17 protein-coding genes and 1 pseudogene are annotated in these 22,125 nt (G+C 70.7%); 15 read left to right on the top strand and 3 right to left on the bottom strand.

What is annotated here, in order from left to right:
- Positions 1–96: 96 nt before the first annotated feature.
- The 9 genes and pseudogenes from LXT12_RS15095 to LXT12_RS15055 form a co-directional block, all read left to right on the top strand.
- On the top strand, positions 97–2,349 hold the full coding sequence (locus LXT12_RS15095) for a TonB-dependent receptor (RefSeq protein ID WP_233393025.1): 2,253 nt from the start codon (positions 97–99) through the stop codon (positions 2,347–2,349).
- Between the two features lie 22 nt (positions 2,350–2,371).
- Positions 2,372–3,055, top strand: a complete 684-nt coding sequence (locus LXT12_RS15090) for a Fe2+-dependent dioxygenase (RefSeq protein ID WP_233393024.1) — start codon at positions 2,372–2,374, stop codon at positions 3,053–3,055.
- Positions 3,052–4,173: an alpha-hydroxy acid oxidase gene (locus tag LXT12_RS15085; RefSeq protein WP_233393023.1), complete on the top strand. Its 1,122-nt coding sequence runs from the start codon at positions 3,052–3,054 to the stop codon at positions 4,171–4,173. The genes LXT12_RS15090 and LXT12_RS15085 overlap by 4 nt, the downstream gene beginning before the upstream one ends.
- A 10-nt stretch (positions 4,174–4,183) precedes the next feature.
- Positions 4,184–4,468, top strand: coding sequence for a PepSY domain-containing protein (locus LXT12_RS15080; RefSeq protein ID WP_233393022.1), 285 nt, complete (start codon positions 4,184–4,186; stop codon positions 4,466–4,468).
- 6 nt (positions 4,469–4,474) lie between these two features.
- Complete coding sequence (locus LXT12_RS15075; protein WP_233393021.1) at positions 4,475–5,032, top strand: cytochrome b/b6 domain-containing protein; 558 nt, start codon at positions 4,475–4,477, stop codon at positions 5,030–5,032.
- Positions 5,033–5,253: 221 nt separating this feature from the next.
- Positions 5,254–5,682, top strand: a complete 429-nt coding sequence (locus LXT12_RS15070) for an SWIB/MDM2 domain-containing protein (protein WP_233393020.1) — start codon at positions 5,254–5,256, stop codon at positions 5,680–5,682.
- A 275-nt stretch (positions 5,683–5,957) separates the two neighbouring features.
- Positions 5,958–6,284 carry a type II toxin-antitoxin system RelE/ParE family toxin gene (locus LXT12_RS15065; protein ID WP_233393019.1) on the top strand — a complete coding sequence of 109 codons (327 nt, stop codon included), beginning with the start codon at positions 5,958–5,960 and terminating at the stop codon, positions 6,282–6,284.
- Complete coding sequence (locus LXT12_RS15060; protein ID WP_233393018.1) at positions 6,277–6,594, top strand: helix-turn-helix domain-containing protein; 318 nt, start codon at positions 6,277–6,279, stop codon at positions 6,592–6,594. Before LXT12_RS15065 ends, LXT12_RS15060 begins: the two co-directional genes overlap by 8 nt.
- A gap of 72 nt (positions 6,595–6,666) precedes the next feature.
- A pseudogene (locus LXT12_RS15055) lies at positions 6,667–7,791 on the top strand (ISL3 family transposase); the annotation flags it as partial.
- A gap of 43 nt (positions 7,792–7,834) precedes the next feature.
- On the opposite strand, the gene LXT12_RS15050 reads toward LXT12_RS15055, so the two are convergent.
- Positions 7,835–8,233, bottom strand: a complete 399-nt coding sequence (locus tag LXT12_RS15050) for a response regulator (protein ID WP_233393016.1) — start codon at positions 8,231–8,233, stop codon at positions 7,835–7,837.
- A gap of 218 nt (positions 8,234–8,451) precedes the next feature.
- Between LXT12_RS15050 and LXT12_RS15045 the strand changes: the two genes are divergently transcribed.
- A complete protein-coding gene (locus LXT12_RS15045; protein WP_233393015.1) occupies positions 8,452–9,282 on the top strand; it encodes an MHFG family PEP-CTERM protein in 831 nt (276 codons plus the stop codon).
- Positions 9,283–9,289: 7 nt separating this feature from the next.
- Here LXT12_RS15045 and uvrA read toward each other — a convergent pair whose 3' ends face one another.
- Complete coding sequence (uvrA, locus tag LXT12_RS15040; RefSeq protein WP_233393014.1) at positions 9,290–12,187, bottom strand: excinuclease ABC subunit UvrA; 2,898 nt, start codon at positions 12,185–12,187, stop codon at positions 9,290–9,292.
- 245 nt (positions 12,188–12,432) lie between these two features.
- On the opposite strand from uvrA, the gene LXT12_RS15035 reads away from it, so the two are divergent.
- From LXT12_RS15035 to LXT12_RS15015, 5 genes are all read left to right on the top strand, one after another.
- Positions 12,433–12,663 (top strand): hypothetical protein, encoded by a 231-nt coding sequence (locus LXT12_RS15035; protein WP_233393013.1) that lies wholly within the window; start codon positions 12,433–12,435, stop codon positions 12,661–12,663.
- 201 nt (positions 12,664–12,864) lie between these two features.
- Positions 12,865–14,070: a thioredoxin domain-containing protein gene (locus tag LXT12_RS15030; protein ID WP_233393012.1), complete on the top strand. Its 1,206-nt coding sequence runs from the start codon at positions 12,865–12,867 to the stop codon at positions 14,068–14,070.
- Between the two features lie 35 nt (positions 14,071–14,105).
- Positions 14,106–17,108, top strand: a complete 3,003-nt coding sequence (locus tag LXT12_RS15025) for an adenylate/guanylate cyclase domain-containing protein (RefSeq protein ID WP_233393011.1) — start codon at positions 14,106–14,108, stop codon at positions 17,106–17,108.
- A 27-nt stretch (positions 17,109–17,135) separates the two neighbouring features.
- Positions 17,136–17,561 carry a hypothetical protein gene (locus LXT12_RS15020; protein ID WP_233393010.1) on the top strand — a complete coding sequence of 142 codons (426 nt, stop codon included), beginning with the start codon at positions 17,136–17,138 and terminating at the stop codon, positions 17,559–17,561.
- A 113-nt stretch (positions 17,562–17,674) separates the two neighbouring features.
- Positions 17,675–18,541 carry a hypothetical protein gene (locus LXT12_RS15015; protein WP_233393009.1) on the top strand — a complete coding sequence of 289 codons (867 nt, stop codon included), beginning with the start codon at positions 17,675–17,677 and terminating at the stop codon, positions 18,539–18,541.
- Positions 18,542–18,545: 4 nt separating this feature from the next.
- Here the strand turns inward: LXT12_RS15015 and LXT12_RS15010 are convergent, their stop codons facing one another.
- Positions 18,546–22,073: a Dyp-type peroxidase domain-containing protein gene (locus tag LXT12_RS15010; RefSeq protein ID WP_233393008.1), complete on the bottom strand. Its 3,528-nt coding sequence runs from the start codon at positions 22,071–22,073 to the stop codon at positions 18,546–18,548.
- Between the last annotated feature and the right edge of the window lie 52 nt (positions 22,074–22,125).

The following is a 22,125-nucleotide window of genomic DNA, read 5'->3' as shown; positions in this document are numbered from 1 at the left end:
CCCGCACCGCTTTCCCCGAGTAGCCATGCCGTGGGCGGCCCCGAGGCCGCCTTGGGCAAAGCCATGCCCATTCACCACGATCCATCGGAGCCTTCCATGTCCCGCCACAACAAGAAATCCGGCAAGCCGCAGCCCACCGTCCTCCTTCCCCTCGGCGCCCTCGCCGCCGGCTTCGGCCTGGCCTCGGCCGCCCTGGCCCAGACCACCGCGCCCGAGAAGACCGACAACGTGCTGCCCACCGTGCGCGCCCGCGCCAGCGCCGAGCCCCAGGGCAAGGACGGCTACCAGGCCACGGAGACCCGCATCGGCAAGGGCAAGCAGGACCTGCGCGACATCCCTCAAGGCCTCACCGTCGTCACCGAGAAGCTCATCGACGACCGCAACCTCGACAACGTCAAGGAAGTGCTGAAGAACACCGCCGGCATCACCTTCCAGGCCGCCGAGGGCGGCGAGGAGGACATCAAGATCCACGGCATTTCGCTGCAAAGCACCGGCGACATCTTCATCGACGGCATGCGCGACCCGGCCTTCTACGACCGCGACACCTTCTTCCTCGACAAGATCGAGCTGCTGCGCGGTTCGGGCGCGCTGATGTTCGGCCGCGGCTCCAGCGGCGGCGCGGTCAACCAGGTGACCAAGCAGGCCCTGCTGGCCGACCAGAACCAGGTCGACGTCACCGTCGGCAGCCACTCGCAGCTGCGCGCCGTGGGCGACTTCAACCGCCGCACCGGCGAGACGACGGCCTGGCGCATCGGCACCATGGTCAACCGCGGCGACAACGACGGCGCCGGCAGCAGCATCAACAAGGCGGGTGTTGCAGGCTCGGTGCGCACCGGCATCGGCGAGGACGACGAGTTCGGCCTCACCCTTTACGCCCTCGAGAACGAGAACGGCATGAACTACGGCATGCCCTGGATCCGGCCGACGCTGGCTTCGCCCGCCAGCGCGACGACGCTGCTGCCGCTGGACCCGACCGCCTACTACGGCATGGCCAGCGACCGCAACAAGGGCTCGGCCCGCTACGTGATGGGCCAGCACACGCATCGCTTCACTCCCGATGTGGAGCTGGTCACCAAGGCCCGCTACGCCAGCTACACCCGCGACCAGCGGGCCGGCACCGTGCGCTTCGCCGCCGCGGCCCTGCAGCCCGGCAAGGTCGGCGTCTCGCTGGACACCTTCGGCCCCAACACCGTCATCAACCGCGGCACCCAGCTCAAGGTCCAGGACATGCAGACCGTGACGCTGCAGAGCGACCTGAGCGCGCGCTTCAAGACGGCCGGCTTCGAGCACAGCCTGCAGACCGGCGTCGACTTCGCCCAGGAGAAGAAACAGGTCTACACCGCCTACTCGGCGGCCCAGGGCGGCGTCGTACCGGTCAAGCCGACCACCACCATCGGCACCCCCAACGACGGCGCCTGGATCGACGAGGGCTTGCGCAGCTTCCGCACCAACAACGACTACGTCTCCAAGGGCTATGGCGCCTACCTGCAGGACATGATGCAGGTCGCGCCGATGTGGAAAGTGCTGGCCGGCCTGCGCTACGACAAGCTCGACGGCGACTACAAGGTCTACGCCATCCCCGCCAACGCCCCGGCGCCGGTCACGACCCAGCCCTACTCGATGCGCGTGTCGGAGTGGAGCAAGCGGGCGGCCGTGCTCTTCCAGCCCAACGCCCAGCTGTCCTTCCACCTGATGGGCGCCACCTCCTTCAACACCTCGGGCGACACCTATTCGCTCAGCGCCGCCAACGCCGGCATCCCGCCGGAGAAGTCCATCAACCTCGAACTCGGCGGGCAGTTCGACTCCGCCGACGGCCGCCTGACGACGCGCTTCGGCATCTTCCGCGCGACCAAGCTGCACGAACGCAACACCGACCCGCTGACCAACCTCGTCGAGCTCTCCGGCAAGCGCCACGCCGCCGGCCTGGACGTCGACATCACCGGCCGCATCACGCCGGACTGGGAGGTCTTCGGCACCTTCACGTGGATGCCCGTGGCCAAGATCGACGTCGCCGCGGAAGGCGCCGAGGGCCAGGGCGCCCGGCCGTCGCTCACCCCGCGCTACTCCGGCAGCCTGTGGACGACCTACAAGCTCAACCCGCAATGGCGCGTCGGCGGCGGCTTCAACGCCCGCAGCGGCCAGCAGCCCAACCGCAACCCCGGCTTCTACGCGCCCAAGTTCGTCGTCGCCAACCTCATGGCCGAATACACGGTGCTCGAGGACGAGCTGCTGTTCCGGCTCAACGTCGACAATGTGACCAACAAGCTCTACGCCGACACGCTCTACACCGGCCATTACGTGCCAGGCAAGGGCCGCATCGTGGCGCTGACCGGCACTTACAAGTTCTGACCTTCGGGAGGCCGAGCCTGCCATGCTGCTGAAGATCCCCCAGGTCCTCGACGCCGCCGGCCTCGCCCGGGCGCGCGAACTGCTGGCCGCCGCCTCCTGGGTGGACGGCCGCACCACCGCCGGCAGCCAGGCCGCGCAGGTCAAGAACAACCAGCAGCTGCCGCCTGGCGGCGAGGCCCACCGCGAGCTTCAGGCCCTGGTGCTGCAGGCCCTGGACAAGCACCCCGTCTTCTTCTCGGCCACCCTGCCCAAGCGCGTGCTGCCGCCGCTGTTCAACCGCTACGCCGGCAGCGCCAACACCTACGGCAACCACGTCGACCAGGCGGTGCGCTACCTGCCCGGCGGCCTGCAGCGGGTGCGTACCGACATCTCCTGCACCCTGTTCTTCAGCGACCCCGACAGCTACGACGGCGGTGACCTCGTCATCGAGCACAGCTACGGCGAGCAGCGCGTCAAGCTCGCGGCGGGCGACATCGTCGTCTACCCGGGCACCAGCGTGCACCGCGTCGAGCCCGTCACCCGCGGCGAGCGGCTCGCGAGCTTCTTCTGGATCGAGAGCATGGTGCGGGCCGACGAGCAGCGCCGCCTGCTCTACGAGATGGACATGAGCCTGATGAAGCTGCGCGGCAAACTCGGCGAGACGCCCGAGCTGGTGCAGCTGACCGGGACGTACCACAACCTGCTTCGCATGTGGGCAGACACGTGAGTGCCACGCCGGCCATCGAAGCCCTGCCCGAAGGCCTGGCCAACCTCGCCGACTTCGAGGCCCCGGCGCGCGCCCGCGTGGACGCCGCGGCCTGGGCCTACCTCGACGGCGGTGCGGCCGACGAACTCACCCGCCATGCCAACCGCGCCGCCTGGGACGCCCTCAAGCTGCACCCGCGCGTGCTGCGCGACCTGGCCGGCGGCCACACCCGCGTGGCGCTGCTGGGCCGCAAACTCCAGCATCCCATCCTGCTCGCGCCCATCGCCTACCAACGTCTCTTCCATGCCGATGGCGAGGTCGCCATCGCCCACGCCGCCGCCGCCCAGGGCGCCGGCGTCGTGCTGAGCGCCCAGGCCAGCGTGCCGATGGAGGCCGTGGCCGCACCCATGCTCGCCGACCCGGCCGCCGGTCCGCTGTGGTTCCAGCTCTACTGGCGCGACGACCGCGACTTCATGCGCGCCCTGCTCAGGCGCGTCGAGGCGGCCGGCTTCCAGGCCCTGGTGCTGACCGTCGACGCGCCCGTCCACGGTGCACGCGACCGCGAGCGCCGCGCCGGCTTCAAGCTCCCCGACGGCATCCGCGCCGTCAACCTCGGCGGCCTCAAGAAGCCGCTGGACCTGCAACCCGGGCAGAGCGTGCTCTTCGACGGCCTCATGCCACGCGCGGCCACCTGGCGCGAGGTCGACTGGCTGCGCAGCGAGAGCCGCCTGCCGCTGCTGCTCAAGGGCGTGACGCATGCCGACGACGCCCGCGAAGCCGTGGCTCGCGGCGTGAGCGGCCTGGTCGTCTCCAACCACGGCGGCCGAACGCTCGACACCGTGCCGGCCAGCGCCGAGCTGCTGCCTGCCGTCCGCGCGGCCGTCGGGCCGGCGCTGCCGGTGCTGGTCGACGGCGGCATCCGCCGTGGCACCGACGTGCTCAAGGCCATCGCCCTCGGCGCCAGTGCCGTGCTGATCGGCCGCCCCTACGTGCAGGCCCTGGCCGCCAGCGGCGCCCTCGGCGTCGCCCACGCGCTGCGCCTGCTGCGCGACGAGCTGGAGATCGCCATGGGCCTGTGCGGCTGCAAGACCCTCGCCGACGCCGGCCCGGCGCTGTTCTGGCCCGGCAATCCCCGTTGAAGGAGATCCCATGAAACTCATCGCATCGCTGGCCCTCGCCACCCTGGCCTCCACCGCCTTCGCCCACGGCAACGTCTCCTGCCCGGCCGTGCCCAAGGAAGAGAGGAAGCCCCAGATGGAGCTGCAGAAGAAGCTCGAGGGCGAGGGCTGGAAGGTCCGCAAGGTCCAGAACTACAACGGCTGCTACGAGGTCTACGGCTTCGACGGCCAGGGCAAGAAGGCCGAGGCCTTCTACAACCCCAAGACCTTCGAGCGCGTCTACCCCGAGGGCGAACAGCCCGAAGCCAAGAAGTAAGCCCGCATGAGCGACGCTGCGCGCCTGCGCGTCTGGGACGCCGCCGTCCGCGTCCTGCACTGGACGCTGGCCAGCGCCGTCGCCACCGCCTGGATCAGCGGCCACTGGCCGCCGCGCCACTTCGACGCCTGGCACCACACGGCCGGCTACGTGGCCGGCGCGGCCGTGGTGCTGCGCCTGGCCTGGGGCTGGGCCGGCAGCGGCTATGCGCGCCTTGGGCAGTTCCTGCGCGGGCCGCGCGCCGTGCTGGCCTATGCGCGCGCGCTGCGGGCCGGGCGCGAGCCGCGCTACCTCGGCCATAACCCCTTGGGCGGGTGGATGGTGGTGCTGCTGTGGGCCGTCGCCGGCGCCCTCAGCCTGACCGGCTGGCTCTACACGACCGATTGGCTCTGGGGCTACGAGTGGCTGTCGGACCTGCATGCGGCCCTCGCCTGGCTCATCGCGACCCTCGTCGCCGGCCATCTCGGCGGCGTCGCCGTGACGGGCTGGCGCCATCGCGAGAACCTCGTGGCCTCGATGTTGAGCGGCATGAAGCGAGCACCCGAAGGCGACGACATCGCCTGAGAGGCCCGTCGCAAAGGGCATCTCCGCGGCCCTGGGTGACGCAATGCCGCGACAACCTCGATGTTTCCTGGGCAGATACGCGTTTCCTCCTGGGAGAAAGCCTTCTATTCCTCCAGGGAGAGCAGTACCATCGCCGGCGCAGGGTGCTAGAGAGTATTGAAGGCTTACGCGGCCTTCACCCGGACCCGGCACATCAACAACCTTTGATGGAGTGAATCGACATGGCAACTGCGAAGAAGGCCGCGCCCGCGAAGAAGGCGGCACCGGCCAAGAAGGCCGCCCCGGCCAAGAAGGCAGCGCCCGCCAAGGCGCCTGCGAAGAAGGCGGCGGCGCCGGCCAAGAAGGCCGCGCCCGCGAAGAAGGCAGCCCCGGCCAAGAAGGCCGCCGCGCCCGCCAAGAAGCGCACGCCCAACGCCGCCTTCATGAAGGCCCTGACCCCGAGCGCGGCCCTGGCCGCCATCGTCGGCGCAGCCCCGCTGCCGCGCACCGACGTGACCAAGAAGGTCTGGGACTACATCAAGAAGAACAAGCTTCAGGACGAAGTCCAGAAGCGCGTCATCATCGCCGACGCCAAGCTGAAGGAAATCTTCGGCAAGGCCAAGGCCGACATGTTCGAGATGACCAAGCTGATCAACAGCCACCTGAAGTGATGCGGCGCCGCGCTCGCCGCGGCACTGCAAGACGAAGCCCGGCACCGCCGGGCTTTTTTGTGGTTCTTCGCGGAAGTCCGGGGCGCAAATGGGTAGAGCGGTGACGCTCGGAGAAGATGGTTGTGCGACCAAACATCAAGCTCCGAGAGCACCGCTCCAATGCACAAGGATACAGACGCCCTGCCGTTTTGGCCGGGCTTTCGCGTTTGTGAACTGAAGGTTCGGCGTCATGAGAGGTCGGTTGCGTCAAGTTAGCGCTTTTGCTAACATGGCGCATGGCGTTTGAAATCACCTACTTCCATGAGCGCGTTCTCTCCGAGATCCAGTCATGGCCAGTTGAAGTTCTTGCCGACTACGCCAGACTGATTGAACTCCTGACGGAGCATGGTCCGAGCCTTCGCCTACCTCACTCGCGTGCCTTCGGCGATGGTCTTTTTGAGTTGCGCCCTCGCGGGCGCTCGGGAATCGGCCGGGCCTTCTATTGCTTTCTCGTTGGCAAGCGCGTCGTCGTCCTGCACGCCTTCATCAAGAAGTCCCAGCAAACGCCCGACAGTGAATTGAAACTTGCGCGCAAGCGCCTCAAGGAGGTGCAGCATGGCTGACCTGAAGTACAAGCCCGTTCGTCACAATCACGCCGAGTTCCTGGCTAAGGCCAAGCAACGCCCCGGCTTTTCCGAGGCGTACGACTCTCTCGAACTCGAGTATGCCCTGGCCGGGCAAATGCTCAAGGCTCGCGCGAAGGCAGGCCTTACCCAAGATGCAGTGGCTGAACGCATGGGTACAACCAAGAGCGCGATCTCAAGGCTAGAGGCCGCCGGGCGGCACACCCCTTCGCTCGCAACGCTGAAGAAGTATGCAGCGGCCGTAGGTTGCGATCTTCAGGTCAAGCTGGTGCCGCAGAAGCCGGCATGACGCCGAACCCCTCGGTCAAGGGGACTTGCCTGCGGCAAGCCCCTTACCTCGAACGTTCAGGGTCCAGAGGTGCAGATCCGGCTGGAGCCGGATCCGACCGTGCCACTGCGCTGCGGGCATTGCCTTGCCCAATGTTCGCGCATCCATGAGCAGCTCACGCGGCGCGTGCGAGATTTGCCCATGGTGGGCCACCCCGTGAGGCTGGAGGTGGTGCTGTACCGCCTGGCCTGCGCGAGCTGTGGGCAGCGGCTGCAGCATGTGGCGTGGCTGGCCAGGCACTCCCGGCTCACACGGCGCCTGGAGCAGGCCGCAGCGCAGGCGTGCACCAGGATGGCGGTGGCCCACGTGGCGCAATGGCTGGGGCTGCACTGGAGCACGGTGCGCGCGCTGGACAAGCAGCGCCTGCTGGCCGAGGTGGCGGCGTTGCCAGCCCTTGAACCCCGGCGGCTCATCATGGACGAGTTCGCACTGTTCAAGGGCCACCGCTATGCCAGCGTCATTCTGGACGCCGACAGCGGACGGGTGCTGTGGGTGGCCGAGGGCCGCAGCCGCAAGTCGGTACGGCCCTTCTTCAAGGAACTGGGGACCCAGGGCTGCGCACGCATCGAAGCGGTGGCCATGGACATGAACAGCGCCTTCGACCTGGAGGTGCGCCACCACTGCGCAAGCGCGCGCATCGTCTACGACCTCTTCCACGTCGTGGCCAAGTACGGCCGCGAGGTCATCACACGAGTGCGTGTGGATGCCGCCAACAAGCTGCGTCAGGACAAGCCAGCGCGCCGTGTGGTCAAGCAGGCGCACTGGCTGCTGCTGCGCAACCGCAGCTCGCTGAGCGACGTTCAGCAGGTACGCCTGGACGAGGTGCTGGCCGCCAACCAACCGCTCATGACCACTTACGTCATGAACGAGCAGCTCAAAGGGCTATGGACAGCTCCTGACGCCTGGGAATGGCGCCGCCGCTGGAAGCAGTGGCTCGCTCACGCCCACGACAGCGAGATACCGGCGCTGCAGCGCTTCGCGCGAACCCTGCGTCCCTACTGGCGAGGCATCCTCGCCCGCGTCCGATGGCCCATGCACACCGGCAAGCTCGAAGGCATCAACAACCGCATCAAGCTCATCAAGCGCATGGCCTACGGCTACCGCGATACCGCCTTCTTCTTCCTCAAGATCCGCGCGGCGTTCCCCGGAAAGGCGTGAAGAACCTTTTTTGTGGCCGCTCGGACGGCCGTCCGGCACAGGCTCAGGCCGCGTCGAGCAACCGGCGCAAATCGTGCTGCAGCCGGGCCACGTCGATGGGCTTGAGCCAGTAGTCGTCGAAGCCCGCGGCGCGGGCGGCGCGCACGGTCTCGGCGGGGTCGTCCGCCGACAGCGCGATCCAGCGCACACCCTCCAGGGTGGCGGCGAGGGCGGGGTCGCCGGCCACACGCTCGCGCAATTCCAGGCCCGTCATGTCGGGCAGGTTCATGTCGACGAGCACCACGTCGGGCCGGGCCGAAGCCAGCGCTTCGAGGGCCTCGCCGCCGGTTTCCGCACAGCGCAGCGCCCACCCCGGCAGCAGCCGGAAGACCTCCTCCATCAGGATCAGATGGATGCGGTCGTCTTCGACGTAGAGCACCTGCGGCGCAGCGCGTTCGGGCATGGCGGGAAGGGGAAGCAGGACGGCGCCGGCACGATAGCAGCAATGGGGACCCGGCCCGCCCGTTGGCGGCGGCAGCCACCTTTCCCCGCGGTTGCGTGACATTTCGCACCCGGCCACCACCCCATCTTCGGGGGTTAGCAAGGCATGGAAACCCTGTCTATCCCTAACACTTCAGGCATGCGTCCTGGGTCGGACGCGACCTGCCTGCCGGGCTTCCGATGTCCCTGATCGCCACCCTCGCTCTCGCCGTCTCCGCCGGCTCCTCGCTGCCGCAATGCAGCTGGGACCGCCCCGGGGTGAACCCCTTCATGGGGGACGTCGTCGCGGCGGTGGACCATTACACCGACATCCCCGCCGCCACGCGCGACAAGCTCAAGGCGCGCATGAAGGCCCGCCGCTACGACGACATCGCCGTCATCGAACGCGACGCCATCCGCGGCAAGGCCGAGTACGCGCCGGAGATCCGCGACATGCACTTCGGTCCGGGCGCGGTCTGCCGCAGCGTCACGCGGTCCAAGTGGGCGGCCACCACCCAGGAGCGCGGCCTCGTCTATTGCGAGGACGGCCAGTGCATCCTCGTGCCCACCGTCTGCCGCAACGTCAGCCGCATCCGCCGTGTCGAACCGCGCGCCGCGGCGGCGGCCCACGCCGGCAACGTCGCCTCGTCGACCCGCGAGGCCGAGGACAACACGCCCCTGGAATTCGAGGCCCCGGCGGCCGGCCCGATGGCCGCCGCCGCGGCGCCCGACAGCTTCGCCCAGCAATCCGGCACCGCCAGCCTGGGCGGCGGTGCGGCACCGGGCGGCAATTCCAGCCTGCTGGCGGCCGGTCCGGCCAACGGGCCGGCGGCAGCCCAGGGCGGTCGCGGCCCGGGGCTGATCAACCTCGGCATGCCCGCCCTGCCGCCCGGCACGGTGCGGGTGGCCGATTCCAACCCGGGCCTGCCCATCAATACGCCGGCCGTGCCCGAGCCCGGCAGCTGGGCGCTGATCGCGGCAGGGCTGCTGGTGATCGGCTGGCGCGCGTCCCGGACCGCAAAGCAGCGCTGAAGCCGCCTCAGCGCTTCTTCAGCAGCGGCGCCAGGTAGCGCCCGGTGTGGCTGGCCTCGCAGGCCGCCACGTCCTCCGGCGTGCCCGCCACGAGCAGCGTGCCGCCGCCGGCTCCGCCTTCCGGTCCCATGTCCAGCAGCCAGTCGGCCGTCTTGATCACGTCCAGGTTGTGCTCGATGACGACGATGGTGTTGCCCGCGTCGCGCAGCTGGTGCAGCACCTTGAGCAGCAGGGCGATGTCGGCGAAGTGCAGGCCGGTGGTGGGCTCGTCGAGGATGTAGAGGGTGCGGCCGGTGTCGCGCTTGGACAGCTCCAGCGCCAGCTTGACGCGCTGGGCCTCGCCGCCCGAGAGCGTCGTCGCGCTCTGACCGAGCTTGACGTAGCCCAGGCCCACGTCCAGCAGGGTCTGCAGCTTGCGCGCCAGCGTCGGCACGGCGTTGAAGAGCTCGTGGGCGTCCTCCACCGTCATGTTGAGCACGTCGGTGATGTTCTTGCCCTTGTAGAGCACCTCCAGCGTCTCGCGGTTGTAGCGCCGGCCCTGGCAGACGTCGCAGGGCACGTAGACGTCGGGCAGGAAGTGCATCTCCACCTTGAGCACGCCGTCGCCCTGGCAGGCCTCGCAGCGCCCGCCAGCCACGTTGAAGCTGAAGCGGCCCGCGCCGTAACCGCGTTCGCGAGCGGTAGGCATCTCGGCGAACAGCTCGCGGATAGGCGTGAACAGGCCGGTGTAGGTAGCGGGGTTGGAACGCGGCGTGCGGCCGATGGGGCTCTGGTCGACGTTGATGACCTTGTCGAAGGCGTCCAGGCCTTCGATCTCGTCGTAGGGCGCCGGGTCCTGGTGGCTCTGGTAGAGCTTCTTGGCGACGGCGGCGTAGAGCGTGTCGTTGACCAGCGTGCTCTTGCCTGAACCGCTGACGCCCGTCACGCAGGTGAAGAGGCCGACCGGGATGTCCACGCTCACGCCCTTGAGGTTGTTGCCGCGGGCGTTGACGATGCGCAGCCTCGCGCCGTCGGCCACCTGATGGCGCCGGGCCGGTACCTCGATGCGTGCCGCGCCGCTGAGGTAGCGCCCCGTCAGCGAGTTGGGGTCGGCCGCCACCTGCTCGGGCGTGCCCTGGGCCATGATCTGGCCGCCGTGCACACCGGCACCGGGGCCGAGGTCCAGCACCCAGTCGGCCGCGCGGATGGCGTCTTCGTCATGCTCGACGACGAGGACCGAGTTGCCCAGGTCGCGCAGCCGCCGCAAGGTGGCGATGAGGCGGTCGTTGTCGCGCTGGTGCAGGCCGATGCTGGGTTCGTCCAGCACGTACATCACGCCGGTCAGGCCCGAGCCGATCTGGCTGGCCAGGCGGATGCGCTGCGCCTCGCCGCCGGAAAGCGTGTCGGCGCTGCGGTCCAGGCTCAGGTAGTTCAGGCCCACGTCGTTGAGGAAACGCAGGCGCGACGAGATCTCGCGGATGACCTTGTCGCCGATCTCGGCCTTGTTGCCCTTGAGCCTCAGGCCCTCGAAGTAGTCCAGGCTCTCGCGCAGCGTCGAATGCTCTACCTCGTAGATGGGCCGGCCCTTGAAGCCGGCCGGCGCATCCGCCGGCTGCAGCACGACGTTGCGCGCCTCGCGACGCAGCCGCGAGCCGCCGCAGTCCGGGCAGGGCTTGGCGGCCATGTAGCGGGCCAGGTCCTCGCGCACCGCCGCGGAGTCGGTCTCCTTGTAGCGCCGCTGCAGGTTGGGCAGGATGCCCTCGAAAGGATGGTGGCGCTTGACCTGGCGTTTCTTGCCGGCCGCCGACTCGGCCTGGTAAGTGAAGGCGATGTCCTCCTCGCCCGAGCCGTGCAGCAGCACCTGCTGCACCGTCGCCGGCAGGCTCTCCCAGGGCGCCTCGACGTCGAACTTGTAGTGCGCCGCCACCGACTCCAGCAACGAGAAGGTGTAGGGGTTGCGGCGGTCCCAGCCCTTGACCGCGCCGCTGGCCAGCGACAGCGTCGGGAAGGCCACCACGCGCTCGGGGTCGAACCCCGTCACCTGGCCCAGGCCCTCGCAGCTCGGGCAGGCGCCCACCGGCGAGTTGAACGAGAACAGCCGCGGCTCCAGCTCGGGCAGCGAGTAGGAGCAGACCGGGCAGGCGAACTTGCTGGAGAACAGCGTCGTCGCGCCGGAATCCAGGTCCAGCACCAGGGCCCGGCCATCGGCCTGGCGCAGCGCCGCCTCGAAGCTCTCGGCCAGGCGCTGGCGAAGCTGGTCCTGCGCGTCCGCGCGCAGCTTGACGCGGTCGATGACCACGTCGATGTCGTGCTTCTCGGCCTTCTTCAGCGCGGGGATGTCCGGCGCCTCCACCGTCTGGCCATCGACGCGGAAGCGCACATAGCCCTGCGCCTGCAGGTCCTGGAACAGCTCCACGAACTCGCCCTTGCGGTCGCGCACGACGGGCGCCAGCAGCATCAGCCGGGATTCGTCGGCCATGGCCAGCACGGCGTCCACCATCTGGCTGACCGACTGGGCCTCCAGCGGCAGGTGGTGGTCGGGGCAGAAGGGCGTGCCGGCGCGGGCGTAGAGCAGCCGCAGGTAGTCGTGGATCTCGGTGACGGTGCCGACCGTCGAGCGCGGATTGTGCGAGGTGGCCTTCTGCTCGATGGAGATGGCCGGCGACAGGCCCTCGATGACGTCCACGTCAGGCTTGTCCATCAGCTGCAGGAACTGGCGGGCGTAGCTCGACAGGCTCTCGACATAACGCCGCTGGCCTTCGGCATAGAGCGTGTCGAAGGCGAGCGACGACTTGCCCGAGCCCGACAGTCCGGTGATGACGACGAGGGCGTGCCGCGGCAGGTCGACGTCGATGTTCTTGAGGTTGTGGGTGCGCGCGCCGCGCACGCGGATGAACTTGGACTCGGGCAGATCCGGGGCAGGCATGGGAGTTTTCACGAGCGAACCGGTCATGATAGGCCGGCAGCGTCGCGCGCCCGGAAATGCGGCCCCCTCGAACGCATCCTCGCCCGCCGCCGCCCCTCAAGGCACTGACGGTTCGTCGCGGCGGCATGCAGCTCGCGCTGTGGCCGCTGCGGTTCATCGCAGCGCGCTGGCAAGGCCGGGGCGCGCTGCCGAAACTGCTTCCATCGACACAGCAATCCCGCTGCGCGAACCCGAAAGGAAGCCCCATGAAAGCCACCGTCCTGATCCAAGCCGCCGCCGTCGCCGCCTTTGCCTTCACCGCCCTGGCCGCCACCGCCGCCCCTCAAGTGCACAAGCTGCCCCGCGTCGTCGTGACCGGCAAGGCCACCCAGGAAGTCGCCCAGCTGCCGCGCGTCGTCGTCACCGGCTATGCCGTGCGCGACGTCGCCCAGGTCGAGCAACTGCCCCGCGTGACCGTCACCGCCCGCCGCGCCTGAGCCGACGTTTGACGATGCCGTCGATGCACCACTGCCGAGCCGAGTCGCCGGCGCAGCGAGGCGCCGGCCGCCGCTGCGCCGCCGAGTCGGCTTGACCCCTACACACGCCGTAACATCTCTGAAAGACAATCCGGGCTTCTCAATCGGAGCCCGCTTGTGAAAGAAGAGCTGCGCAAACGCCGGTCCTGGCTGGATGGCTTCATGGCCTATCCCGCCCCGGCCGGCCTGAGCGAAACCGAGCTGCGCGACAACATCATCCTGCTGGACCAGGCGCTGTACGCGCTGTGGAACCTGGGCGACAACCTCATCTACGCCTGGACCCCCGAGCCGCGGGGCCTGCGCGTGCTCGTCGCGCCCCACCCGATGCTGACCGAGTTCGCCCTGGGCGACGGCCGGCTGCCGCCCCAGGAGCTGACGCGCCGCGCCCGGCTGCTGGACAAGCTGCTGTCCAACCAGGACCACCTCGACACCCAGGCCTTCGACGCCGTCGCCGCGGCCCTGGGCGTGGCGCCCAAGTTCATCGAGCTGCCCTTCGCCCCCGAACGCGGCCTGGGTCTGCCCCTGATCGCGGCCATCGCCGCACGCTACGGCGTGCGCCTGGTGGAAGACCGTGCCGTCATCCTCTTCGACGCCGTCGGCTTCTCGCTGCTGACGCCGCTGCAGCAGGTGGTGCAGCTCAACAGCCTGTCGTGCTCGGTCAACGCCGCCTACGCCAAGCTGCTGGACCGCGAGATCAACATCAACTTCGCCCGCACCACGACGGGCGACGGCTTCTACATCTGGAACCGCATGCGCGGCGTGGAGGCCAATGTCGAGCTCTACCAGCTGATGCAGTTCATCCTCGCCGACAACGCCCTGGCGCACGAGCGCGCCACGCGGGCGGAGGCAGTGCCCAAGCTGCGCGCCTGCTTCCACGTCGGCTCCCACTACGAGTTCTACCAGTCCGAGGGCCTGAACCCGACCTCCTTCAGCTACTTGGTCGGCCAGGTCACCATCGAGCTGGCGCGCATGATCGAGAACGCCCTGCCGGGCCAGATCCTCGTCGGCAAGTTCAACACCCTGATGCACGACGAGGTCACCGGCGAGGACGTGCGCATCGACAGCCTGGACTTCGTCGAGCGCACCCGCGCGCCGCTGCGCAGCCTCAATGGCCTCAAGCTCGCCGGCTCGGAGGTGGACGAGATCGCCTGCTACCTGACCGGCCGGCGCGACGCCTCGGGCCTGTGGGGCATCAGCGAGTACCAGATGGCCGACAAGCACGGCCTCATCCATCGCGTCTACAACGCCAAGATCAACATCCACCGCCGCAACGGCGAGCCCATCTACCTCGGCCTGCGCGAAGAAGACCTGCCGCCCGACGCGCCGCGCACCGTGGCCGACACCGACTTCGCGCCCATGCAGGGCTGAGCGCCGGGGAGCCGACCCAGCAAAAGGGTCGGCTCTTGCTGCGCGCAGACTGGCGCACCGGCTACGATGCCCGCGTGGCGACCGAGTCTTCCAGCTCCACCGCGCCCGCCGCAGCCGTCGGCCAGCGGCGGCTGCTCACCCTGCTGTTCGTCGACCTGAGCGGCTCCACGGCCATGGCCGAATGGATGGAGGCCGAGCATTACGCCACCATGCTCGCGTCGCTGCGCGAGCTGTACGAGCTCATCGTTCCGCACCACGGCGGCGTCATCGCCCGCATCCAGGGCGACGGCATGCTGGCCGTCTTCGGCCATCCGGAGGTGCGTGAAGACGACGGCCGGCGGGCCACCGACGCCGCACTGGAGCTGCATGCCGCCGTCCGCAGCCTCGTCCCGCCCGGCCCCAAGCCGGCCGATTTCCGCGGCCTGACGCTGCACAGCGGCATCCATGCCGGCGTCGTCCTCGTCAACGACGGCGACCAGATGCGCGGCCGATTCGAGCTGCTGGGCAACGCCCCCAACATCGCCGCCCGGCTCTCCGAGACGGCCAAGGCCGACGAGATCATCGCCAGCGAAGACAGCCTCGGCCTGCAACGGCAGTTCTTCGAGACCGGACCGCGGCTGTCCCTGCAGCTGCGTGGCCGGGCGACGCCCCTGGCCGCCTACCGCGTGATCGGCCGTGCCGCCATCGGCCGGCGCTTCGACGCCAGCGTGCGTCGCGGCCTGGCGCCCTTCGTCGGCCGCGGCGACCAGCTCGCCGCCCTGGACGCCGCCCTCGCCCGCACCCTGGCCGGCCGGACGCAATGGCTGGGCCTGCGCGCCGGGGCCGGCGTCGGCAAGACGCGGCTGACCGAGGAATTCCTGCGCCACGTCGCGCACGAGAGCGGCCAGGCCTGCCGCATCCACCGCGGCTATTGCGAGAGTTATCTCAGCGCCGAGCCCCTGCAGCCCTTCCTGCAGATGCTGCGCGCCCTGGAGGGCATGGCCGACCCGCCCGCCGAACTCTTCGCCGCGCTGCAAAGCCCGCCGGCCCAGCGCGCCGACGCCCTGCTCGCCCTGCTCCTGGCCCTGGCCCGGCGCTCGCCGCAGCTCGTCTGCATCGACGACCTGCAATGGGCCGACGACGCCTCGCTGCGCCTGCTGCACCGCCTGCGCAGCGCGGCCGAGCGCGAGCGGCTGCCGCTGCTGCTGCTCACGGCCAGCCGTCCCCAGCCCAGCCTGCCGGGGGCCAACGACGGCGATGCCGACATCATCGAGCTGCCGCCGCTGAACGAGTTCGAGGCGGCCCGCGCCGTCCACCACCTGCTGCCGCAGATCGACCCCTTCATCGCCACCGAGGTCCAGCGCCACGCCGGCGGCAACCCCCTCTTCATCGAGGAGCTCTGCCACGCGGCGGCCGAGACGGGCGAAGGCCTCGTCGAGGGCCAGAGCAGCTCGGCCTGGCTGGCCGCCCTGGTCGAATCCCGCGTGGGCCGCCTGCCGCCGGCCCAGGCCCAGCTCGTGCGCCTGGCCGCCGTCATCGGCAACGTCATCCCGGTGTGGCTGCTCGAAGCCCTGTCGGGCTGCGGCGAGCACCACCCCGATGTCCGCGCCCTGGCGAGCCAGGACTTCATCTTCCCCGACCAAAGCCCCGGCCACCTGCGCTTCAAGCACGGCATCACGCGCGATGTCGTCTACGAGGCCACCGGCCTGCACCAGCGCCAGGCCCTGCACCGGCGCATCAGCGCCGAGCTCACCCAGCGCGGCGCGGGCGAAGGCCGATTGCACGAGCAGCTCGCCTACCACGGCGCCGCCGCCAACGACTGGCCCGCCGCCGCCGACCACGCCGAGGCGGCCGGCGACCAGGCCCTGGCCGCCTCGGCCCTGGACCGCGCCAAGAAGCAGTTCCGCGCCGCCCTGGCCGCCCTCGAATTCCTGCCCGACGACGCCACCCGGCGGCGCCGCTGGGTGAACATCGCCCAGCGCCTGGGCATGGCCTGTGTCTTCGACGCCTCGCAGGACGACCTGCGCGTCCTCAAGCACGCCGCCGCCCTGGCCCAGGCCGATGGCGACGCCGGCCTCATCGCACGCACCGAGTACTGGCTGGCCTACGTCGGCTACGCCCTCGGCGAGACCCGAGACAGCCTCGCCCATGCCCACGCCGCCGTCGACAAGGCCCAGCAATGCGGCGACCACGCCCTGCTCGCCCAGCTGCCCGGCACCGTCGGCCAGCTGCAGGCCGCCGCCGCCAACTACGCCGAGGCCCTGCCCATGCTGGACCTCGCCATCGACCGCCAGCGCCAGCGCGCCAGCAAGAGCCCGGCCAACCAGATCGGCCTGTCCTATTCGCTGTGCTGCCGCGCCTACGTGCTGGGCGACCAGGGGCGCTTCGGCCAGGCCCATGCCATCTTCGCCGAGGCCCTGGCCCCCTTCGACGGCAGCGGCCACGCCGTCGAGGCCAGCATCCAGGGCTGGCGGGCGGCCGTGCTGCTGTGGCAGGGCCGCTGGGCCGAGGCGCGCACCGCCGCCCTCGTGGCCCACCGCGTCGGGGCCCAGGTGCGCAGCATGTTCACCTGCGCCATGGGCCATGCCGCCGCGGCCTATGGCGCCTGGATGGAAGAAGCCGACCCGGCGGCGCGCCAGCACATCCTCGACGCCACGGCCTGGCTCGCACCCCGCGGCGGCGGCCTGTACAGCAGCTTCAACCACGGCTGGCTGGCCGACATCCTGTCCACCCAGGGCGACGCCGGGGCCGCCCGCCACCACGTCGCCCAGGCCCTCAGGCGCGGGCGCCAGCACGACTGGATCGGCGGCGCCATGGCCTACCGCGCCGCGGCCCGACTGGCGGCCCGAATGGGCGACGCCGACCGCGCCCGCCGCTACCTCGCGCTGGCCCGCGGGGCGGGCGAGCAGCGCAATTCGGCCCACGAGGCGGCCGTCACGGCCCTGCTCGAAGCCGAGCTCAGGCTCGACGACGGCTGGCGCGCCGCGCTCGAGCGCGCGAGCGCCGAGTTCGAGCGCATGGGCATGGCCGGCTTCCTCCAGCGCGCGCGCTCCCTCTGACCTCTTCCTTCCGACCCTCACGACCCCATGCCCCGACTCGCTCTCCTGCTGCTCGCCGCTGCCGCCTCGGCGGCCCAGGCCGCCCCCCAGCCCTTCACGGGCATCGACTACAGCGGCCGCTACGAATGCCGGGGCCAGGACGACCATGAAGGCCCCTACACCGGCACCGTGACGCTGGCCCTCGTGCGCGAGCAAAGCAGCGGGCGCCACGGCGCCTACCGCTTCGAGCTGGAGGTGCCCGGCTATGGCCGCTACCCCGGCCAGGCGGCCAGCGACGGCGCCCACATGGCCATCCACTTCGCGCTGACCGATCAAGCCACGAAGGACTACGGCACCGGCATCGCCCGCTTCGTGAAGACAAGCGACGGCCGCTGGCAGTTCAGCAAGTGGTACTACGAGCCGGAGTTCAAGGGTGGCAACTTCGGGACGGAGACCTGCACGCAGCTGAAGTAGCCGGCCGCGGCGGCACCAGCGCCGAGTCGGACCATCCTCATCCCTCGGGATGCGCCGCGCCGCCCTGCTGGCTAAGCTGGGCCGCGAGCCGTCAAGGCCGGGAGGGACCGCGAATGAAGACAAGCATCCGCCACTGCGCCAGCGTCATCGGGCTGGCCTTGGGCCTGGCCCTGCTGGGCGCCTGCGGTGAGAAGAAGGAGGAAGCGCCGGCCCCCGTCGAGGCCGCCCCGCCCGCCCCGGCGGCATCGGCCGCTGCAGCGCAGGCGCCCGACGAGGCGCCACCCGTTGGCGGACTGACCGGCTCGGCCCCCACGAGACCCCGTCCGAGCCGAGACCTGCCCTCGCCACCCCCGCCACCCCCGCCACCCGACTCGGCGATCGGCGGCGGCACGACCCGGGGTCCTGCTGGCGGTGCCCCCGGAGTGGACGCGGCAGACCAGGTCCTGGCCAAGCTCGAGAACGCCAACCTCGCCTTCCGGGCCCCGGCCCAGATGCGGCAGGACCAGAGCGCCACCGTCGAGCTTCACCTGAGCCTGCGCCAGGAGGTGGCCGCGCTGGAAAGGGAGCTGGCCGCGGCACCTACCGACCGCGTCGAGGGCGCGCAGGTGCGCGTGTCGCGGCGCGTCGAGGCCCTGCTCACGGCGTCGCGGTCGGACTTCGAGATCACGCCCATCAGCGCCACGGAGCAGTTGCTCGGCAGCGCCGACGACGTCGCCTGGAGCTGGGAGATCAAGCCCCTGGACGGTGGCACCAAGTCCCTGCACCTGACGCTGAATTCCATCCTCGTCGTCGATGGCGCGACCACGCGCAGGACCGTGCGCAGCTTCGACAAGGAAATCCGCGTCGAAGTCAGCGGGCTGGCCGTGGCCCGGGCGTTCGTCGCGAAGAACTGGCAATGGCTGTGGGCCACGCTGCTGGTGCCGCTGGCCGGATGGATCTGGCGGCGCCTGCGCAAGGCGCCGCCGAACGCCCAAACCTGAAGCCTCACACCGCCAGCGACACCACCGTCGGGGAACCGGTGAAGCGCATGACCCCCGCGTCCAGCACCGCCGCGATCACGCCCAGCATCACCCCCATGGCCATGCCGTAGCCCGGGCAGGCGTGCGGCGGCGGGCCGGCCGGGTCAGCGCGGTCGCCGCCGAAGACGACGTGGTGGCGCAGCGGGTCCTGCTGGGTGGCCGAGCCCAGCGCCACGACCAGCGTGTCGCCGGCCTTCACTTCCACCTCGCCCAGCCGGTGGTCGGCGCGGGCGCGGCGCCAGACCTGGTAGGGCGTGGGCTTGAAGTTCATGGTCGCCACCAGGGCCGGCCGCAGCCGGGCCACCGCCGCCGTGTAGCGCTCGGGGAGGCTGGCGCCCGCGGGCACCTCGTGCCATTGCGGCTGCAGCTCCCAGAGCTTGCGCGTCTGCACCCAGATGGCCAGCGTGGCCAGCAGGTTGGCATGCGTCGTCGGCGGGAAGCCGAGCATGACGCCGGCCAGGGTGCGCGTGGGCAGGTCGGCCGGTGCCCCCGGCACGGCCCGGGCCGCCATCAGGATGGCCTGCGTCAGCCGGGGCAGCTGCTCGAAGGGCGTGTCCGCCAGCCAGCGGTCCACCGCCGCCGTGAAGGCGCTGCCGGCCTCGCGGCCGGCCCGGCAGGCGTCGGGCGTGGGATGCGGCCCGAAGACGTAGCGCGACACCCGGAACAGCGCCGCCGGGCAGCGCGGCGCCTCGGCTTCGGCCGGCGCATGGAACTCCGTGCCCCAGACATGCCGGCCGTCCGGCGGCCCGAACCAGAGGTTGCAGAGCCTGGCCAGCACGCCTTCGCTGAGCCGCTCCAGGTCCAGCGGCGTGTCGGTGGGCAGGTCGGCCGGCTTCTGGCTCGCCGGGAAGGCCGACAGCAGGGCCAGCGCCTCCTGCTTCAGGCCAGCGATGCCGCCGCTGGCGACCTGGTAGGCGGCCATGAAGGCATCGCCCTCGCTCACGCCCTCCAGGATGCGGTTGACCGCGGGCGCCTGCTCGCGGTGGCCGGTGTCGTCGTCCAGGCCCAGGAAGCCCGTGCCGATGGAGTCGCTCATCCGCTCGCCGTAGCCAGCCACGGAGTACCGGTCCGGTCGGTTGCGCAGCACCTGCTGCACGCGCTCGGCCGCGCCGACGAGCACGCCGTAGGCCGTGGCCACGACGCCGCCGGGCTGGGCGCGCACCCAGGCCCAGGTGGCGTCGCGGCGGTTGGGATCTTCCAGGGCCTCGCGCCAGGCGTCGAAGTCGCCCAGGGCCGGCACAGCCTCGAGCGGCGCCGCCGCAGGCAGCTGGGGCAGCGGCAGCTCGACGAGGCCGGGCAGGGCCTTGAGCGCGCGCCGGGACGGCACGAAGAAGTAGGCGCCCCACTGCAGCGTGACGAAGGGCTGGTGGCCGAGGTCGATCTCGTAGGCGCGCTTGTCGTGCTCGAAGGGGTAGATGCGCGGGCCGCTGCCGTCGACGACGCCGAGCAGCGGGTCGCTCTGGCCGGAGTAGCCGCCGCTGGCGTTGCCGCCGGCCACCCAGCGCTGGACGACCTCGAACTGCTCCGCCAGGTGGGCGTTGTAGGCCATGAAGATCAGGCCGCGGTCGGCATCGTCGACCGGGTGCTGACGGTCGGGCGGCGGGCCGTAGCTCATGCCGCGGCGCAGGATGCGCGGCATGCGGGCACGGGCGAAGGCCATGTCGGCGCCCACGTCGCGCGGGTTGGTGCGGCGGATGTGGGCATGGAAGGGGCAGAGCGCGCCCTTGGGATCGGCCTCGTAGTTGAAGTCGTTGACCGCGCGGTCGTCGGCCAGGGGCTCGCCGCTGCGCCAGCGGCCCATCAGCTTGGCCATCAGCACGTCCTTGGACAGGCCGGTGCGGGCGGCCTCGGCCGTCATCCGCGCGTCCAGCCGGCCGACGTACTGGCGCAGCTTGCGCACGGCGAGGAAGCTGCCGCGGTCCAGCAGCGGGTCGGGCTGCTCGGGCACGGCATAACCCTTGTCCCGGGCGGTGGGGAAGCCTTGCAGGATCTCGCCGTCGTGCACGCGGTCATCCCAGCGCTCGCCGGTGGGCTGGGGCGCCTTCCACTGCGGCACGGGCTGGCTGATGCCGTCCTTGAAGCCGAAGTTCTCGCTGTCCACGGCGTTGCTGCGCAAGGGCTCCACGGCCATCAGCGCCAGGCCCGTGCCCTCGGTCAGGGCCTGGGCGGCGGCGTCGATGCGGGCCTGGTCGGCCGGCGTCACGGCCTCGCCCGGCTCGGTGCTGGCAAAGCGCAGCTGAAGCAGGACATGGGCGCCGGCCGGGTCGAAACGGTCGCGGCCGTTGACGTGGGGCGCCAGCGGCCAGTGCGACGGGTGGTTGTGGCGCACGTCGCCCAGCAGGCCGGCGCGGGCGGCCATGCCCTCCTTGAAAGCCTGCGGGAAGCGCTCCAGCCGCGAGGCCGGCACGCCCAGTGCGACCAGGCCGGTGAGCGTCAGCGCGACCTGGGTCCAGATGCCCTGCAGCGGGCCGGCCGCCGGTGGCGCCTCGCCCTCGGCCGCCACGGGCGCGGTCGAGAGCCAGGCCAGGGCCTGGGCCGGCTGGGCGATGCGCAGCAGCAGCAGCGCGCCTCGGTTGGCCGGCAGCTTGGTCAGCATGCCGGCCTGCAGGTCGGCGTCGGCGACTTCGAGGGCACGCGCCTGCACGGCGGGCGGGGTCGGCGTGGCCTCGAACCACTGCAGCATCGCGAAATGGCGGCGCCGCAGCTGCTCGCCCGGCGTGTCGCCGGTGCCGATGGGGAAGTGCTCGCGCGTGCCCAGGCGCGTCAGCTCGAAGAGCACGTCCTGCGCGGCGCGCAGCAGCACGCGGCCATCCCAGGCCGACTCGTTGAAATAGCGCTGCAGGGTGAACAGGCCCGCCAGCGGCACCAGGCCGCGCGCCGCCATCGCGAAGCGTTCGGCCGGCGCCGTGGGCAGCGGCGCCACCTCGCCCGCAGCCGGCACGCGCAGGCGGTCGGCTCCCAGTTCGCTGGCATGGCCGCGCTGGGCGGCTTCAAGCCTGGAAAGGTAGTCGGCGTCGGCGACGCTGCGGCCGGACTCGATGAAGAGGAAGTCCGCCGAGACCTCGTGCTCGCGCACCCAGCGCGAATAGGTTTCGAAGCTGCAGTTGCAGGACAGCTCGTAGCCCTCGACATGGCAGAGGATGAGGTCCAGCGTGGAGCCGAGCTGGTCCCAGATGACCCGCATATAGGGCTCCCAGCCGCCGTCGAAGTTGACGTTGAGCAACAGCCGGTCGGGCGCGCCGCCCCGGCCCTCCACCACCGCCCAGCGGAAGGAGTGCACGATGCGCCAGCGCGCCACGATGTCGGTGTAGGGCGAGGCCGGCGCGCTCGACTCCCGCGAGCCCAGCCGCAGGCCGTTGAGGGTGCGCAGCACCTTGCGCAGGCGGTCGACGTAGGTCGCGACCTCGAGCGCGTCGACGAACCCCGGTTTGATGTCGGCCAGCAGCACCAGGTCGGTGATGCCGCCCAGCTGGACGTCGTTTCCCCTTGCCATCGTTCGTGTCCCCTTTTCCTAGCGGCAGGAGTATGCGGGTCCACTACGACGT

It is taken from the genome of Pelomonas caseinilytica (assembly GCF_021353235.1).
Taxonomy (GTDB): domain Bacteria; phylum Pseudomonadota; class Gammaproteobacteria; order Burkholderiales; family Burkholderiaceae_C; genus Pelomonas; species Pelomonas caseinilytica.
The sequence above is the reverse complement of the archived record's forward strand: the minus strand, read 5'-3'. Positions and strand labels throughout refer to the sequence as shown.